This is a genomic window from Cytobacillus sp. FSL M8-0252 (assembly GCF_038007345.1).
Taxonomy (GTDB): Bacteria; Bacillota; Bacilli; order Bacillales; family Cytobacillaceae; genus Cytobacillus; species Cytobacillus kochii.
On sequence record NZ_JBBOWZ010000001.1, the window covers coordinates 3,848,438 to 3,863,981 of the forward strand.

General features: G+C 36.1%; 20 protein-coding genes and 1 other annotated feature. Of the genes, 9 read left to right on the top strand and 11 right to left on the bottom strand.

All coding sequences use genetic code 11. From position 1 onward, the window contains the following. Positions 1-34: 34 nt before the first annotated feature. The 4 genes from MKX83_RS19385 to MKX83_RS19400 form a co-directional block, all read right to left on the bottom strand. Positions 35-607 carry a GNAT family N-acetyltransferase gene (locus MKX83_RS19385; protein WP_307318151.1) on the bottom strand — a complete coding sequence of 191 codons (573 nt, stop codon included), beginning with the start codon at positions 605-607 and terminating at the stop codon, positions 35-37. Between the two features lie 252 nt (positions 608-859). Next, complete coding sequence (locus MKX83_RS19390; protein ID WP_095372072.1) at positions 860-1,420, bottom strand: superoxide dismutase family protein; 561 nt, start codon at positions 1,418-1,420, stop codon at positions 860-862. Positions 1,421-1,530: 110 nt separating this feature from the next. Continuing rightward, on the bottom strand, positions 1,531-1,740 hold the full coding sequence (locus MKX83_RS19395; protein WP_095372071.1) for a hypothetical protein: 210 nt from the start codon (positions 1,738-1,740) through the stop codon (positions 1,531-1,533). Between the two features lie 67 nt (positions 1,741-1,807). Continuing rightward, positions 1,808-2,551, bottom strand: a complete 744-nt coding sequence (locus MKX83_RS19400) for a peptidylprolyl isomerase (RefSeq protein WP_341057242.1) — start codon at positions 2,549-2,551, stop codon at positions 1,808-1,810. Positions 2,552-2,698: 147 nt separating this feature from the next. On the opposite strand from MKX83_RS19400, the gene MKX83_RS19405 reads away from it, so the two are divergent. Then, positions 2,699-3,079 (top strand): kinase-associated lipoprotein B, encoded by a 381-nt coding sequence (locus MKX83_RS19405; protein WP_095372069.1) that lies wholly within the window; start codon positions 2,699-2,701, stop codon positions 3,077-3,079. A gap of 416 nt (positions 3,080-3,495) precedes the next feature. On the opposite strand, the gene kapD is transcribed toward MKX83_RS19405, so the two are convergent. After that, the gene (gene kapD / locus MKX83_RS19410; RefSeq protein WP_095372068.1) at positions 3,496-4,110 is read right to left on the bottom strand and encodes a 3'-5' exonuclease KapD; all 615 of its coding nucleotides are present in this window, start codon (positions 4,108-4,110) and stop codon (positions 3,496-3,498) included. 379 nt (positions 4,111-4,489) lie between these two features. Further along, complete coding sequence (locus tag MKX83_RS19415; RefSeq protein WP_095372067.1) at positions 4,490-4,693, bottom strand: hypothetical protein; 204 nt, start codon at positions 4,691-4,693, stop codon at positions 4,490-4,492. A gap of 258 nt (positions 4,694-4,951) precedes the next feature. On the opposite strand from MKX83_RS19415, the gene MKX83_RS19420 reads away from it, so the two are divergent. From MKX83_RS19420 to mnhG, 7 genes are read left to right on the top strand one after another with little or no spacing between them, the layout of a single operon-like run. After that, entirely contained in the window at positions 4,952-7,327 is a 2,376-nt protein-coding gene (locus MKX83_RS19420) for a Na+/H+ antiporter subunit A (protein ID WP_095372066.1), read from the top strand. Beyond that, complete coding sequence (locus MKX83_RS19425; RefSeq protein ID WP_180316937.1) at positions 7,299-7,739, top strand: Na(+)/H(+) antiporter subunit B; 441 nt, start codon at positions 7,299-7,301, stop codon at positions 7,737-7,739. Before MKX83_RS19420 ends, MKX83_RS19425 begins: the two co-directional genes overlap by 29 nt. Then, on the top strand, positions 7,739-8,080 hold the full coding sequence (locus tag MKX83_RS19430; RefSeq protein WP_095372064.1) for a Na(+)/H(+) antiporter subunit C: 342 nt from the start codon (positions 7,739-7,741) through the stop codon (positions 8,078-8,080). Before MKX83_RS19425 ends, MKX83_RS19430 begins: the two co-directional genes overlap by 1 nt. After that, complete coding sequence (locus MKX83_RS19435) at positions 8,073-9,563, top strand: Na+/H+ antiporter subunit D (RefSeq protein ID WP_095373614.1); 1,491 nt, start codon at positions 8,073-8,075, stop codon at positions 9,561-9,563. The genes MKX83_RS19430 and MKX83_RS19435 overlap by 8 nt, the downstream gene beginning before the upstream one ends. A 5-nt stretch (positions 9,564-9,568) precedes the next feature. Further along, positions 9,569-10,048, top strand: a complete 480-nt coding sequence (locus MKX83_RS19440; RefSeq protein ID WP_095372063.1) for a Na+/H+ antiporter subunit E — start codon at positions 9,569-9,571, stop codon at positions 10,046-10,048. Beyond that, complete coding sequence (locus MKX83_RS19445; RefSeq protein ID WP_095372062.1) at positions 10,045-10,329, top strand: Na(+)/H(+) antiporter subunit F1; 285 nt, start codon at positions 10,045-10,047, stop codon at positions 10,327-10,329. Before MKX83_RS19440 ends, MKX83_RS19445 begins: the two co-directional genes overlap by 4 nt. After that, positions 10,313-10,714, top strand: a complete 402-nt coding sequence (gene mnhG / locus MKX83_RS19450; RefSeq protein ID WP_095372061.1) for a monovalent cation/H(+) antiporter subunit G — start codon at positions 10,313-10,315, stop codon at positions 10,712-10,714. Before MKX83_RS19445 ends, mnhG begins: the two co-directional genes overlap by 17 nt. A gap of 240 nt (positions 10,715-10,954) precedes the next feature. Here the strand turns inward: mnhG and MKX83_RS19455 are convergent, their stop codons facing one another. After that, the gene (locus tag MKX83_RS19455) at positions 10,955-11,341 is read right to left on the bottom strand and encodes a hotdog fold thioesterase (RefSeq protein ID WP_095372060.1); all 387 of its coding nucleotides are present in this window, start codon (positions 11,339-11,341) and stop codon (positions 10,955-10,957) included. A 125-nt stretch (positions 11,342-11,466) separates the two neighbouring features. Here MKX83_RS19455 and MKX83_RS19460 point away from each other — a divergent pair, with 125 nt between their 5' ends. Continuing rightward, complete coding sequence (locus MKX83_RS19460; RefSeq protein WP_095372059.1) at positions 11,467-11,862, top strand: hypothetical protein; 396 nt, start codon at positions 11,467-11,469, stop codon at positions 11,860-11,862. Between the two features lie 160 nt (positions 11,863-12,022). Here the strand turns inward: MKX83_RS19460 and MKX83_RS19465 are convergent, their stop codons facing one another. The 4 genes from MKX83_RS19465 to proS all read right to left on the bottom strand — a co-directional run bounded on the left by MKX83_RS19465 (position 12,023) and on the right by proS (position 15,165). Beyond that, positions 12,023-12,313 (bottom strand): hypothetical protein, encoded by a 291-nt coding sequence (locus MKX83_RS19465; RefSeq protein ID WP_180316908.1) that lies wholly within the window; start codon positions 12,311-12,313, stop codon positions 12,023-12,025. 92 nt (positions 12,314-12,405) lie between these two features. After that, the gene (locus MKX83_RS19470) at positions 12,406-12,990 is read right to left on the bottom strand and encodes an ATP-dependent Clp protease proteolytic subunit (protein ID WP_095372058.1); all 585 of its coding nucleotides are present in this window, start codon (positions 12,988-12,990) and stop codon (positions 12,406-12,408) included. A 24-nt stretch (positions 12,991-13,014) separates the two neighbouring features. After that, the gene (locus tag MKX83_RS19475; RefSeq protein WP_095372057.1) at positions 13,015-13,653 is read right to left on the bottom strand and encodes a sigma-70 family RNA polymerase sigma factor; all 639 of its coding nucleotides are present in this window, start codon (positions 13,651-13,653) and stop codon (positions 13,015-13,017) included. Between the two features lie 81 nt (positions 13,654-13,734). After that, a complete protein-coding gene (gene proS, locus MKX83_RS19480; RefSeq protein ID WP_095372056.1) occupies positions 13,735-15,165 on the bottom strand; it encodes a proline--tRNA ligase in 1,431 nt (476 codons plus the stop codon). 58 nt (positions 15,166-15,223) lie between these two features. Further along, positions 15,224-15,435, bottom strand: a binding site (T-box leader). Between the last annotated feature and the right edge of the window lie 109 nt (positions 15,436-15,544).

Consider the following 15,544-nt stretch of genomic DNA (forward strand, 5'->3'; position numbering starts at 1 on the left):
AAACATGTCGGAAAAACTATTTCCGACATGTTTTTTATTTCAATAAATTCTCTTCTATATGCTTTTTTATTTCTAGCCACTCTTCTATTGTCACACTATACATCACTGTGTGACGAATTTCTCCATTCCTACGAATCATATGATTACGTAATATCCCCTCCTTCTTAGCACCTATTCTCTCAATTGCCTTTTGTGATTGGAGGTTCTCATGGCCTGTTTTTATTTGTACTCGATTAAATTTCAGTTCTTCAAAACAATAAGACAATAAAAGGTGTTTACAATTTGTATTGATTGCACTGCGCCAATAATGAGGATGAATCCATGTTGAACCGATTTCTAACCTTTTATGGGTAAGGTCCACATCTAAAAACCAGGTACAGCCAATAATTTGCTGCTCCTTTTTATTAAAAATAACAAAAGGGAACTCTCTTCCTTCTTCACGCTTTTTGATACCCGCTTCAACATATGTAACGACGTCACTATATTGGGTTAAATCCACTGACATATGTGTCCAAATTGACTCGTCTTTCGCTGCCTTGCTTATCCCTTCAATATGACAAGTTTCCATTGGAATCAGTTGTACTACACTATTTTCTAGTAGCTTCATAAAGTCCCCTCCCTTTAACCTATTAAAGCATATTTACTATAAAATAAATACGCTTTTTACATAATATTCTTACTTTTATTCACGCAATGATTTTCATAAATTTTATTTTAAAAAACTTATGACTCACTTCGCTCACTTAATGGTTTACTCTCTTCCATCGATAAACCAGCCTAGTTTTTATCGTTTCCTAAGCAATAAAAAAGAACAAATTCCTTCCAGAATTTGTTCTTTCTTCCATTCATATAATATTGGTTAACTCTTACTATTTTGTGCTTCTTTCTGCTTTGGTTCTTTGTCTTTCGAAATCACTCCACAGGCAATTCTTTCCCCGGAGTCGCCAGAAGGCTGTGTCATTCCATCATCTGTTTTTTCATCAATGACAATAGATGTACCATCTTTTGTTAATAATGAAGACTTTTCATCTTTCATTGTAACTTCAGCTGCAACTAAGTCTGTCTTCACTTTCCCATCATCTTCCACAATAATATTAGGTAAATCACCCGCATGATGACCATCTTGATTCAGTAAACCATGATCTTTATCTTCGGGATTAAAGTGATTACCAGCCGATTTAAAGTCAGGAGCCTCACACTCACCTTTCTCATGGATATGAATAGCATGATCCCCAGGTGGCAGACCTTTTAAATCTAACCCTAACTTGACCCCACTGGCTTGCTCTTCTAATTTAACCTTACCAAGAGAATCCCCAACTGCGTTAAACATCTCTACGTCTACCTTTTTTACTTCCTGTTCTGTACAACCCATTAATAAAACAGATAGACTAAATAATAAATAAACTATCTTCTTATTCATAAAGAAAGCCTCCAAAAAGAAAATCATGCACTTAGCTTTTCCCAATCCAAAAAAAATACAACCACTACTCAAAGTGGTTGTCGAAAAGTTTACAAACATGAAAGTTGTCTTCAATCAACAGAAGAGTTTTTACTTTTTTGTTTTAATTGGTCTTCGAGTTCGCGTGTTTTTTCACTCTCTTTTTTTGAGTGGTGAATAAACCATCTCATTACAAATGCTGCGAGAATCATAAAGGCAACTAACCATATAACGGCCGGAATATATTCTGTCTTGTCTTCTGGAAAATAAAGAAATAAAGAAAACACATAAGTTTGAAGCACGGCTATGTTCCTTTCTTACTTTCGTTGATATCCTTATTATAACAGTCGATGTAATCTATACCAACCTTTATTCGATGACTTGTATTTTCTCAATAATCACGTCTTCTACTGGTTTATCGTTTTCATTTACTTCTACTTGTGCAATATCATCAACAATATCCATTCCATCTATCACCTGTCCAAAAACAGTATGACGCCCATCTAGCCATGGCGTTCCACCACTTTCCACATATTTCTCAATAATTTCAGCTGGATATTCATTATCTTTCATCTGTTGTTCTAGGCCATCCCCTAATGTTGTATTCTGAACAATGAAAAATTGACTACCATTTGTATCAGCACCTTTGTTAGCCATCGATAAGGCACCGCGAATATTAAATAATTGATTAGAGAACTCATCCTCAAAGTATTCCCCGTAAATACTTTCTCCACCAAGTCCTGTGCCTTCAGGGTCTCCACCTTGGACCATAAACTCTTTCATAACACGATGAAAGATAACGCCATCATAATAGCCTTCTTTACTATGAGTGATAAAGTTTTCTACTGTCTTTGGTGCAATATCGGGAAAAAGTTTAACCGTAATTTCGCCTAATGATGTTACCAACTTAACGACTTGCTCATTTTCCCCTACTTCATTGGAAAGCTGTGGGAAACCTTTTACTTTAGCAGCTTCGCCTGTATCATCTTCTTGTGTTTTTTCCTCTGCTGTTGACTTGTCCTCTTTGTCTGCATCAGTTGTATCGTTATTCTCACCACAACCAGCAAGTAATAAAAGAAGCGTGGCAAATAAAACAAACCATTTTTTTCTCATTTTCTCACTCCCAAGCATATGTATTATACTACCATTATTTTAATATTGTACCGCTTTGTAAAGAGCCTATCTATCTGTTTTATGGATTGTCTTTCATTTCTTTCTCATTCATAATATAGGCAAGATCAATTGTTAGGAGGTACATCAATGAGTGAATTAAATATTGGAGATAAAGTTACCGGGATATACAAAACAGGGAAATATATTGGAGAAATCACAGACATCCGTCCGCAAAGTTATTTGGTAAGGGTCTTAGCAGTGCTGAAGCATCCTACACAAGGTGATCTTCACCATCCTAAAGAAGTAGACGGCGTTTTCTTTCAAGAAAGAAGAGCCTTGGCATATAGGGAACAAACGAATGTCCCTTTAAAAATGGTGAAACCTTTTACCGAAGATATTCCCGACTATCAAGATTCACTTCAAGAAGCCATTGAAAAAATGCGTGCAGAATTACTTAGCAAAAACACGCAATGGGCAGAAAAAAGCTTAATGAACTTAAAATCATTAGAAAAAGACTATTTTAAATAATTGTTTTTAAACGAACTGTCACAGATTGAGTCCTAAATCACATTGAGTAATTTAGGACTTAAACACCCCATAACAGTCCATCTCTTTTGCCTACAGTTCTGGCTGTTTTTGAAATCATTTATGTGGGCATTTCTTTGTACTCCATATTTCTAGTTAGCTCCTTTGCTTTTCTGATATTTGCTTTCTCAATAGTATGTGTGCGCTTCGGCTTGCTAACCGTCATTCCTTCTCTCACACCATGAATCCAATGCAAGCTAGTACTGGATTAAGTGGAGTAGATTAGCAACAGTACTGTAAAAACATCGACTTTTTTCATTCGTAGTTTAGCAGCACCTTGACCACTTTTTTTGCATAAGGTTTGATATTAAAAACAGGTTTACATGCAAAAAAATAAGACCCAATTTCACTTTGAGTCCTTACACATGTTGCTTCAACAGCTTAGAAAAATCTATGACGTCCCCGATTGTAGCAGGCTTTGGTTTCTTTAGATAGCGCTTATCTTTTTCCACAAGCTTAAAGATCTGATAAGTCGTTAAGGCATCATCCAATGCTTTATGGTGCTTCCCCGTGCCTTCTTTTCCATACTCTTGCACAGCTCTCCATAAACCTGTCTGATTCTGATTACCGAAGAATCGTTTATATTCCATTGATAAATCTATTTCTTTACCATCAAAGGGAAACGGTAACTCCGTATGTAAACAATTATTTCGCAGCACCTTCATATCCATATTTCCCCATGTAACGATTTTTAAGGAGGAGACAGTTGGTATTTTCGAAAACTGGTCTAGCATTTGTTTAAAAGTGATGCCTGTATCAACCTGTTGTTGAGAAATTTTCAAAAACGAGCTACACCTTTTAGATAAATGAGGGTACTTAATTGGTTTCACATAAGATGAAAACTGGTCAACGATGTTTCCACCCTCTACCAAAATATAGCCTACTTCAATGATTTCAGGATAAAACCCTTTCCAATTCCGTTCTGGCATTGTAAATTCAAAATCAATAAATAAATACCTTGCTCCTTCCATCAGCTGAGATCCCCCTTTTTACGTAAATAATAAGAAAAGATCCTTTCTTTAAACGGATTTTTCCGTGTACTCTTTATTGTTATTATAGCATGCTATTTTTTTATTTTTCAGTTATTTGAATTAAAACCTAAATATACTCCATCATATTCCTGACTGTCCCAAATATGTACCTTTTTATTTCTCATGTGATGTACGCTCATTTCAGAAAAACCCCAAAACCCCTTACCTAAATAAACCAAAGAAGTTATGCATCGTATTAGGATTGCATTATTCATTATAATCTCATAATCATTTCAAATAAAAAAGATCCGAGCAAAGTCAAATTTGCCCGGACCTTCCAAGTCTCATTAGTCATATTTACCACGTATTTTTGAAAATTTTCTCAAGACACTTCTCTAATTTTCACGTACTCTCTCGGAGCAAAATCAGATACATCCGCTTCTATTTCCAGATTACTCCATTCACTTTCATACTTTTTAGATTGATCTGCCTTCAGTTTATTTGACATTTCCTGAGATTCAACGAACCAAGCACTGCAGAAAATAATGGCAAATATGCCTATAGCAGTTATTATTTTCCCAAACATTTACAAACCACCACCTAAAAATAGTTTGTATAATTATTCGTTTTTTTATTCATTTAAAAAATTTTTGCCAAAAATCGACGTGTTTCTACTTATTTATAAAGTTTATGGGGAAACCTACTGCTAGAGGATTTCTTCAATGCAACTGATAACTTTTTACGTTATAATTACTACCGTAGCTGTTGAACTTTAGTATGAATAGCATATTTCTCTGCATTATCTTGCAATTCACAGATTTTTTCTTCAAAAGGGGGTAATTTCTTGTCACTGTTACATTTGGCGATTATTGCGCCATTTATTATCGCAGTGTTTGTACCGCTAATATATAAAAATATTAAGTCAGTACACACAGGGTGGTTTATACTACCACTTCCTATTCTGCTGTTCATTTATTTCAGTAGTTTTATTTCTAAAACAACAAATAAACAAGTAACAATGGAATCGTTTTCATGGATCTCTTCTTTAGGAATTGACTTCACAGTTAAAGTGGATGGACTAGGTTTATTATTCGCTTTATTAATTACTGGGATTGGTTCGTTAGTTATTCTGTATTCTATTTACTATCTTTCTAAACAGAAAGAGAAATTAAATACATTCTATGTTTATTTATTGCTGTTCATGGGGGCAATGCTTGGTGTTGTTTTATCAGACAATTTAATTGTCCTTTATGCGTTTTGGGAATTAACTAGCTTTTCATCTTTTCTCTTAATTGGCTATTGGTACAATCGAGAGAAATCACGTTATGGTGCACAAAAATCAATGATTATCACCGTTTTAGGTGGACTAGCTATGTTGGGAGGAATCATCCTTCTCTATAACATGACCGGAACGTTCAGTATTACCGAAATTGTCGCACAGGCTGACACAATTATTGATCACCCACTTTTTGTTGCCGCTCTTTTATGTATTCTATTAGGTGCATTCACGAAATCGGCACAATTTCCATTCCATATCTGGTTACCAGATGCGATGGAAGCACCAACCCCTGTTAGTGCTTACCTTCACTCAGCTACAATGGTTAAAGCGGGGATCTATCTAGTAGCTAGAATGAGTCCAGTTTTTGCCGAAGACACTTTATGGATGGGGCTCATCATTGCTTTTGGATTGTTCACATTATTCTGGGGATCCTTCTCAGCGGTCAAACAAACAGATCTAAAATCTATCCTAGCCTTTTCGACCATAAGTCAACTTGGATTAATTATGTCTTTATTAGGCGTAGGAGCAGCTGCGCTGCATTACGAACAACCTGAATATTTTATGGTAGCAACTACTGCTGCAATTTTCCATTTGATGAACCATGCTACCTTTAAAGGAAGTTTATTTATGGTCGTAGGGATAGTCGACCATGAAACAGGTACAAGGGATATTCGTAAGCTAGGTGGTTTGATGAACCTCATGCCAATTACATTTACGATTGCTATAATTGGCACCTTTGCTATGGCTGGGTTACCACCATTCAATGGCTTCCTTAGCAAAGAAATGTTCTTTACTGGTATGATTAATGCACTTCATATGGATTTTGATTGGAGCATTATTATTCCAGTTATTGCTTGGATTGCGAGTGTGTTTACTTTCATATACAGTATGATCCTTGTTTTCAAAACATTTACAGGGAAATATCAACCAGAGAAATTAGAGAAAAAACCGCATGAAGCCCCTATTGGTATGCTTATTTCTCCAATTATTTTAGCATCATTAGTTATTGTAATCGGCTTTTTCCCTAATCTCGTAAAACCTTTGTTAGTACCTGCTATAGAAACGATTATGCCTATGTATGAGTTTGATGTTCATATTTCTATGTGGCACGGTTTTAATACAGAATTATTTATGACAATCGGTGTTATTATTGTTGGGATTCTAATGTACCTTGGATTAAATAAATGGCGTGGCATTTATGGTATTTTCCCGGAGAAAATTACACTTAACCGCTTCTATGATGGGTTACTTGATTCAATGTATAAAGGCTCTTACAGCTTAAATCGCAATGTAATGTCAGGATCCATTAACCATTATTTAAGCTATATGTTTATTTTCATGGTTGTGCTTATTATTGGTTCATTATTTGGGCTAGACGCTTTCGCCTTTAGCACTGATAATTTAGCGCCAATTGAATTCTACGAAGTAATACTAACATTTATTGTGGCTGCTGCATCTATCGCTCTATTGTTTACTAAGTCTCGTATTGTTTCTATTCTACTAACTGGAACAATAGGATATATGGTTGCCTTGCTATTCATCGTTTTTAGAGCGCCAGATTTAGCGCTCACTCAATTGGTGATTGAGACAATTTCTGTATCACTATTCTTACTTTGCTTCTATCACTTACCGAAGAAATTGACAGACGATCCTGTACCAGTGAAAGTGCGAAATGCCATTATTTCAGTAGGGGTTGGCTTATTCGTCATTTTAGTTGGATTAACAGCGCATAGTACGAAACTATTTGATTCTATTTCACAATATTATATTGAGAATACGTATAGTGAAGCTGCTGGGAAGAACATGGTTAATGTAATCTTAGTTGACTTTAGGGGCTTTGATACGATGTTTGAAATCGCCGTGTTAGGTATTGCTGCATTAGCTATTTTCGGTCTGATTAAGCTAAGGAGAAATGGAGGAAAGAAAATTGAAAACAAGTAACGTTATCTTGCAATCGATGACGAAAGTGTTATTATTTCTCATCATGATTTTCTCCATTTATATCTTTTTTGCTGGACATTATACACCTGGAGGCGGATTTGTAGGCGGCTTATTAACGTCAGGCGCCATCCTGCTTCTACTCTTAGCCTATGACCTTCAAACAGTAAGAAATATTTTACCATTCAACTTCTTATATATGGTTGCACTTGGTTTAGTTTTTGCTATTGGAACAGGTGCAGGTGCATTTATTTACAACAAACCTTTTTTAACACATGCATTTGGAGACCTTCATGTACCTATTTTAGGTGAGCTTCACTTGCATACAGCGACATTGTTTGATCTAGGGGTATATCTTGTTGTTGTAGGTGTAACGATGTCCATTATTCAAACGATAGGAGGAGATGATGAATAATGGAAATACTAATGATTTTTATTGCCGGCATTCTTTTCATGTCTGCAACCTATTTGATGCTTTCACGAAGTGTTGTGCGAATCATTTTAGGGACAACTGTATTAAGTCATGGCGTACATCTTCTCTTATTAACTATGGGAGGCTTGAAGAGAGGTGCACCACCTTTAGTGGGTGAAGAAGCAAGCGCATATACAGACCCTCTTCCTCAAGCACTCATTTTGACAGCAATCGTTATTGCTTTTGGAGTTACTGCTCTATTCCTCGTATTAGGGTATCGCTCATACAAAGAACTTGGCACAGATAATATGGAGAAATTGAGAGGAAATGATGGCAATGATTAATTTTTTGATACTCCCTATTCTAGTTCCGTTAATTACCGCCGTCATTCTGATCTTTTTAAATAAATCAGTTATTGCTCAAAGGTGGGTTGCTGGTCTATCAGCCTTTGCTACAGTCATTCTATCTGCACTATTAGTGAATCAGGTAAAAAATGACGGTATACAAACATTAAACTTATCGAACTGGGATGCCCCTTTTGGTATAACCCTTGTTTCTGATATGTTATCATCTTTACTTGTATTAACAACGAGTATCGTCGCATTTGCATGTATTATTTATTCATTTAAAGGAATTGGCGAAGATCGTGAAAAATATCATTTTTATGCCGCTTTACAATTTTTAATTGTTGGTGTAAATGGTGCTTTTACGACAGGCGATATTTTTAACCTTTTTGTATTTTTTGAAGTCATGTTAATGTCTTCTTATGCTTTAATTCTACTCGGTGGAACGAAAATTCAATTAAGAGAATCCATCAAGTATATTTTAGTTAACGTTATTTCTTCCGGTTTATTCGTCATTGCAGTTGGTTACCTTTATTCGGTCGTAGGAACTTTGAATATGGCGCATATTGCTGAGAGAGTGAGTGAAATAAGCGGGGTTTCTCAACCTGGTGTGATTACGATTATTGGAATCATATTCCTCATCGTCTTTGGTTTGAAAGGGGCAATATTCCCGTTATATTTCTGGTTACCGGGCTCTTATTATGCACCTCCAGCACCTGTAATGGCTATTTTTGGAGCACTCCTCACAAAAGTCGGTGTATATTCTATTATTAGAACTTACTCCCTATTCTTTTACGAAGAAGGTGGATATGTTCAACAAGTGATCATGATCTTAGCGATTTTAACTATTATTACTGGGATTATCGGTGCACTGGCTTATTGGGATGTTAAAAAGATTATCATATACAACATTATTGTTGCTGTCGGTATCATTCTGTTCGGAGTAAGTACAATGAATGAAAATGCCTTAACAGGATCAATATTCTATCTTATTCATGACATGATTATCAAAGCAGGGTTATTCTTACTTGTTGGGTTAATGGCAACCATTACAGGTACAAATAACTTAAAGCAAATGGGCGGATTAATAAAGAATTATCCAGGGTTCAGCTGGACATTCTTCCTTGCAGCACTTGCATTAGCTGGTATTCCACCATTAAGTGGTTTCGTTGGAAAAGTCCTTATTGTTCAAGGTGGATTTTCATCTGAACACTTCATTGGCGCTGCAATTGTGTTAGCATCTAGCTTATTCGTGCTCATCTCTATTATGAAAATCTTTATTAATGGCATTTGGGGCGAACCAAAAACATTTGCAAATGAAAAGACAGTTCCTTATAAGCAGTTATTAATCGCTCCAGTGATCTTAGTCATTCTTTCTATCTGCTATGGTGTAGGTGCAGATTTTGTTTATCCGTATATCTCTCAAGCTGCTGAAAGTTTAATCAACACCAATTTATATATCGATGCAGTTCTAAAGGAGTAGTGAGTATGGCAGTTCAAATTTTATTAAATGTTTGTCTTGGGTTTATGTGGATGTTTCTAACAACAACGTATGATCTAGTGGCATTTATCAAAGGATACTTTTTTGGCCTACTCATTTTGTTTGTATTTAGAAATTTCTTCAGCAGCCGTTTTTATTTGTACCGTGTTTATGCAGTGGTTAAATTGCTCTTTATCTTTATACGAGAGCTAATTCTAGCCAACATTGCTGTCGTTAAGATTGTGTTAACACCTAAGCTACACAACACGCCTGGGATATTTGCCTATCCAACAAGTTTAGAAAAGGACTGGGAAATTACCACACTATCTAACTTAATTACCCTAACACCAGGTACGTTAGTAGTAGATATTTCAGAAGATAAGAAAATCCTTTTTGTACATGCTGTAGATATGAATGATGTCCAGGATGAAATAGAAGCGATTCAAACAAGCTTCGAAAAGGCGATTATGGAGGTGAGCCGAAAATGATACAAACTGCCGTTACAATTGCAATCATTTGTTTAGCTCTATCCATGCTTGCATTAGTCTACCGAATCATTAAAGGCCCAACATTGCCGGATCGTATCGTTGCTTTAGACGCCGTTGGTGTAAACATTGTTGGTATTGTCGCGTTAATATGTATCAAAGTAGATACAACTGCCTATGTAGAGTTCATTTTACTATTTGGGATATTAGCGTTTATCGGGACAGTAGCCTTCTCCAAATATCTAGAGAAGGGAGTCATCATTGATCATGATAGAGATCGCTAATATTATCATCGTCATATTTATTATTCTCGGAGCGTTCTTTCACTTAATAGCTGCGCTAGGTGTAATCAGATTACCTGATGTATATACGAGAAACCATGCTGCTTCAAAAGCTGCTACACTTGGTGTCCTTTGTATATTATTAGCTGCATTCTTTTACTTTTATTTTCATGAGAGTGAGTTTAATACAAGAGTACTTCTCTGCATCGTCTTTATGTTTTTAACAGCTCCAGTTGCTGGCCATTTACTTGGAAGAGCAGCCTATCATCATGGCGTAAAAATGGAAGGTAGTAAGGTTGATGATTACCAAGAATACCTCGAGATAAAGAAATCTAATGAACAACAAAAATATGAAGAATTTAAAAAGAAATTAGGGAAGAATCTATAAAAAAAAACGCTACCATATGCAATCTAAACTGCATGTAGGTGGCGTTTTTTTTATTTTAATAAACAAATTTTCCAATCGTGACTAATCAAATGAATGAAACGTAACTAAGTGCGGTTTATTAAAAATGATTGTTGTGTGGATACTGGACACCATGCGAAGGTTTAACTTTCATATCATACAATGCCACATATAAAACCAAAAAAAAAACAGGGTAGAAATTACCTTTCCACCCGCATTTCATTAAGACTTTTTCAATTTTAAAACAGCCATTGTACACCTTGATGCACATATTAATTTTTCTTGTTCATCGACGATTTTTATTTCCCAAACCATCGTTGTTTTTCCTTGATGTAGAACTGTTGCAATTGCTGTCACAACGCCGTCTTTCTTTGACTTAATATGGTTAGCATTAATCTCTAGTCCTGCTACACCTTCTGTTTCTTTATCAACTAGTTCATAAGCACCTAAGCTCGCTACAGTTTCAGCAAGCGCTACAGAAGCCCCTCCATGAAGGATACCAAATGGCTGTCTCGTTCTGCCGTCTACAGGCATAGTGGCAACAACCTTTCCCTTTTCAAGGCTTGTAATTTCAATACCTAACGTTTCTATCATTGTTTTTGGATACATATGTACGCCTCCCCTCAACTACCATTATAACCGAACATATATTTTATGGGAATATTCTGTTTAATCATAGAATAAGCCTTAGGCACATATATTTATGCTAATGCGATATTGAAAGGAGACCTATGATGTATCCTACACGTTTTAATCCCTCTCCTATTTGTCCGTATCCTTATACCTATCCTATATATTGCCACCCTTATCCACCAATACCTATACGTTCATTCCCTCCAGTTAATCCGGATCAGTTCATTCAATCTGCAAAAGCAATGGAAGTATTAATGAATAGTGCTAGTAAATTACTTGATAAAATGGCGAAGTCCAGAGAATACTCCTATAATATTATGACTGCTGCCCAGGAATCAAATCAAACAAAAGTTAATCAATTAATTGATTCTGCTAATCTGAACAATCATCCGAAAGTTACTTATACACCAGATGGATTAACATTAAATTTTCAATCTGCCGGTGATCAAAGTGCGAATTTGTCATTAAAATTAAAATGGACTACGATGCAAATGTAGGGTTAAGCCATATTTTCATACCTAATATAGAAGAGCAGTCAATTTACGACTGCTTTTTATTTTTATAATCTTGGTTATGATTTTGCTGTACTATCCTTCAATATATAAATTTAAGCTTACAAAAAAATACCACAGCATCTCTCCGTGGTATCATTTTTATCTAGTTAATCTCATTATTTATATTAATATTTGGTCCATAAAGATTGGGATTGCCAGCATAGGGATTTTGGTAGCCACCAAAACCTTGATTGCCATATGGAACAGGGCCGGGGCCGTAACCGTATCCATATGGTGGACAAGGTCCTCCAAAACACGGCCTAGGTCTAAAGAACAGCGGTGCGGCTAACGCCCCTCCCGCTAATCCTCCAAGAAAACCGCCAACAAATGGCGCCGCCAAAAAGGGAAAAAAGCGTTCATCCGCAACACCAGGATGTCGATAATAATAATGCACTAGGGATTACCTCCTTTAATTAAAAGCTGGGTACCTTCCCTATTACATATGCATCTATCATCAATTAAGCGTGGGCTTAATGTGAGTTATTATCATTCACTCTTCGTTAAAATAGCATCCGCGATTCCATAATCCACCGCTTCTTGTGCGCTCATAAAATAATCACGTTCTGTATCCAACTTCACCTTGTCTAATGGTTGATTTGTTTTCTCGGCAATCATTTGGTTGGTTACGTCTTTTAGCTTTAATATCCTTCTTGCAGAGATCTCAATATCTGTCGCTTGCCCTCTTGCACCACCTAAGGGCTGATGAATCATTACTTCGCTATGAGGAAGCACAAATCGTTTTCCTTTCGTGCCAGATAGAAGCAGTAGTGCACCAAATGAGGCAGCCATCCCTGTACAGATAGTGCGAATATCACACCTAACATAGTCGAGTGTATCTAAAATAGCAAAGCCCGCTGTTGTTGATCCTCCAGGACTATTAATATAGAGTGAAATATCTTTTTTCTCATCTTCTGCAGCTAAAAATAATATTTGAGCAACAATATTATTCGCCATATGATCATTGATTTCTTCACCAATCATAATAATCCGATCTCTCAATAGTCTTGAATAAATGTCATAGGACCGTTCACCTTTAGCCGTTTGTTCAATTACATAAGGTATTGTACTCATTAGGAAACCTCCAAAAGGCAAGCATTAAGCTGCCATCATATTGAAAGCATTTGAAGGGGTGCTTTGCTTGGAAGTACTATAATGATTAATTATTGGCAGTAATTTGATAAGCTCAGTGGGATGTTGATGCTCAAGTGCACGATGGAAAACTTGAAAGATTTTTCTCTCGACCGGCTCATCCCATTGCTGATTTAATTCTTTCATATCTGTTCCTAAACGTCTTCTTGCTCGATGCAATAAACTCTTAACAGAGGCTTCTTTCATATTTAACATCTCTGCAATTTCACTATTCTTAAATAAAAACGCTTCTTTTAATGAAAAAGCTAGCGCCTGTTGCACAGTTAATTTCTCTAATAATAATTCAATTGTTTCTGTCAAATGATGATTTCTTGTTTCGATATCAACATGATTTTCTGTTAATTGCTCTTTTTTCTTTTTTCTAACCACATCGATCCATTGATGATAAGCAATTTTCTTTAACAAAGCTCGTGTTATTTTAGCCTCGTTATACTTCATTGCCTTCAAGATGGTTTCTTGCGCTATGTCCTCTCCATCCCACTCATTTTGGCAAAGAAAGGTGCAATAGCTTACTAAGTCTCGATAATACTTTTTCGCAATCAAATCTAACGTTGCTGACCGGCTTACCATCTGCTCCTTCTGCATTGTTTCCTTCACCCCTTCACACTTTCTATTACTTAAACGGCTATAAGTGAAAAAAAGATATGGGTCAATAAAATTTTTTTCTTAATAAGCTTTAGCCCAATAGACAAGATGCTGTGCTTCTTCTTTACAGCAAACACACGCTTTAGCAATCGCCGTTTCATCAAATGGCATACATCGGGAAGTCACACTTGTGTCTTCTTTTATTTTCTCTTCGCATGCTTGATTGCCACACCACATCGCTTTGACGAATCCTTGTTTTTCATTAAATATCTGCTTAAACTCTTCATAAGTATATGCTTCATACGTATGTTCGTTGCGATGTTCTTTTGCCTTATTATAAAGTGAAGTTTGAACCTTTTCTAAGAGTTGAACAATTGTTTCTTCTAGATTTTCTAATGGAGTGACCATTTTCTCCCCTGTATCTCTTCTTGCAAGTACGACTTGGCCCTTTTCAATATCTTTAGGACCTACTTCTAAGCGAATGGGCACACCCTTCATTTCATATTCATTAAATTTCCAACCTGGCTTTTTATCACTTGCATCAATATCTACGCGCGCTACTTTACTTAGTTTTTCTTTTAAATCATAGGCAAAATCTAATACGCCACCCTTATGTTGCGCAATAGGAACAATCATTACCTGCTTTGGTGCAACCTTTGGCGGAATTACTAAACCTCTGTCATCACCGTGGACCATAATCATCGCACCGATAATTCTGGTTGTGAATCCCCAAGAAGTTTGCTGCACATACTGCTCTTTTCCATCTTGGTCGGTAAATTGAATCCCAAATGCCTTTGCAAAGCCATCTCCTAAATGATGAGATGTCCCTGATTGTAGCGCTTTACCATCATGCATTAAACTTTCAATTGTATAAGTTAATTTAGCGCCAGCAAACTTTTCTTTTTCCGTTTTCTTGCCTTTAACAACAGGGATAGCTAAAAGATTTTCACAAATATCTGCATAGACTTCTAGCATCTTTACTGTTTCTTCTAACGCTTCTTCATCCGTCGCATGACAAGTATGGCCCTCTTGCCATAAAAACTCCAACGTTCGTAAAAATGGTCTTGTTGTTTTCTCCCATCGAACAACATTTGACCATTGATTATAAAGCTTTGGTAAATCACGATAAGAGTGAATAATATTTTTATAATGTTCTCCGAATAGTACTTCTGATGTCGGGCGCACACAAAGTCTCTCAGCAAGCTCATCTTCCCCACCATGAGTTACCCAAGCGACTTCTGGGGCAAATCCTTCAATATGATCTTTTTCTTTCTGAAGAAGGCTCTCAGGTATAAATAGAGGCATATAAACATTTTCATGCCCAGTTTCTTTTATCTTTTGATCAAGTGCTGATTTAATGTTCTCCCAAAGGGCGTAACCATATGGACGAATAATCATTGAACCTCTCACACTCGAATAATCGACTAAATCAGCTTTCTTTACGACATCTGTATACCATTGTGGAAAATCTTCATTCATTGATGTTATTTCTTTCACAAACTGCTTACCCATATTGACACCTCATTTTTAATTTTTATTCTTTCAAAGACACAAAAAAGCCCTGCTTTCAAATAGGGACCCAATGACTGGTGGTACCACCCTATTTCAAAGCAAAGCTTTGCACTCTTATTGATAACGGTTCAACAAGTAAACCGCATATTCTAAAGAATATGTACTCAGAGGGCAGGTTCAGCTTTTCATTAATAGATATCTTACAGCACAAACGGATACCTTCTCTGAAAATAATGATGAAAACTTACTATTCCTCATCAACGATTAACTATTTTTTGAAGATTATATAGAGTTTAATGAAAAATGTCAAATTTTGATTGAAGGCTCTTGGTCTAATGGCTTTTTACTTCTCTTTTTAGCCCTCTCAAGTGACCTTTTT

Coding starts and splice junctions, on each gene's coding strand:
- MKX83_RS19385 (WP_307318151.1), bottom strand. CDS start 607: ATGAAGCTACTAGAAAATAGTGTAGTACAACTGATTCCAATGGAAACT.
- MKX83_RS19390 (WP_095372072.1), bottom strand. CDS start 1,420: ATGAATAAGAAGATAGTTTATTTATTATTTAGTCTATCTGTTTTATTA.
- MKX83_RS19400 (WP_341057242.1), bottom strand. CDS start 2,551: ATGAGAAAAAAATGGTTTGTTTTATTTGCCACGCTTCTTTTATTACTT.
- MKX83_RS19405 (WP_095372069.1), top strand. CDS start 2,699: ATGAGTGAATTAAATATTGGAGATAAAGTTACCGGGATATACAAAACA.
- MKX83_RS19415 (WP_095372067.1), bottom strand. CDS start 4,693: ATGTTTGGGAAAATAATAACTGCTATAGGCATATTTGCCATTATTTTC.
- MKX83_RS19425 (WP_180316937.1), top strand. CDS start 7,299: ATGGAGGAAAGAAAATTGAAAACAAGTAACGTTATCTTGCAATCGATG.
- MKX83_RS19430 (WP_095372064.1), top strand. CDS start 7,739: ATGGAAATACTAATGATTTTTATTGCCGGCATTCTTTTCATGTCTGCA.
- MKX83_RS19435 (WP_095373614.1), top strand. CDS start 8,073: ATGATTAATTTTTTGATACTCCCTATTCTAGTTCCGTTAATTACCGCC.
- MKX83_RS19440 (WP_095372063.1), top strand. CDS start 9,569: ATGGCAGTTCAAATTTTATTAAATGTTTGTCTTGGGTTTATGTGGATG.
- MKX83_RS19445 (WP_095372062.1), top strand. CDS start 10,045: ATGATACAAACTGCCGTTACAATTGCAATCATTTGTTTAGCTCTATCC.
- mnhG (WP_095372061.1), top strand. CDS start 10,313: ATGATAGAGATCGCTAATATTATCATCGTCATATTTATTATTCTCGGA.
- MKX83_RS19455 (WP_095372060.1), bottom strand. CDS start 11,341: ATGTATCCAAAAACAATGATAGAAACGTTAGGTATTGAAATTACAAGC.
- MKX83_RS19460 (WP_095372059.1), top strand. CDS start 11,467: ATGTATCCTACACGTTTTAATCCCTCTCCTATTTGTCCGTATCCTTAT.
- MKX83_RS19470 (WP_095372058.1), bottom strand. CDS start 12,990: ATGAGTACAATACCTTATGTAATTGAACAAACGGCTAAAGGTGAACGG.
- MKX83_RS19475 (WP_095372057.1), bottom strand. CDS start 13,653: ATGCAGAAGGAGCAGATGGTAAGCCGGTCAGCAACGTTAGATTTGATT.
- proS (WP_095372056.1), bottom strand. CDS start 15,165: ATGGGTAAGCAGTTTGTGAAAGAAATAACATCAATGAATGAAGATTTT.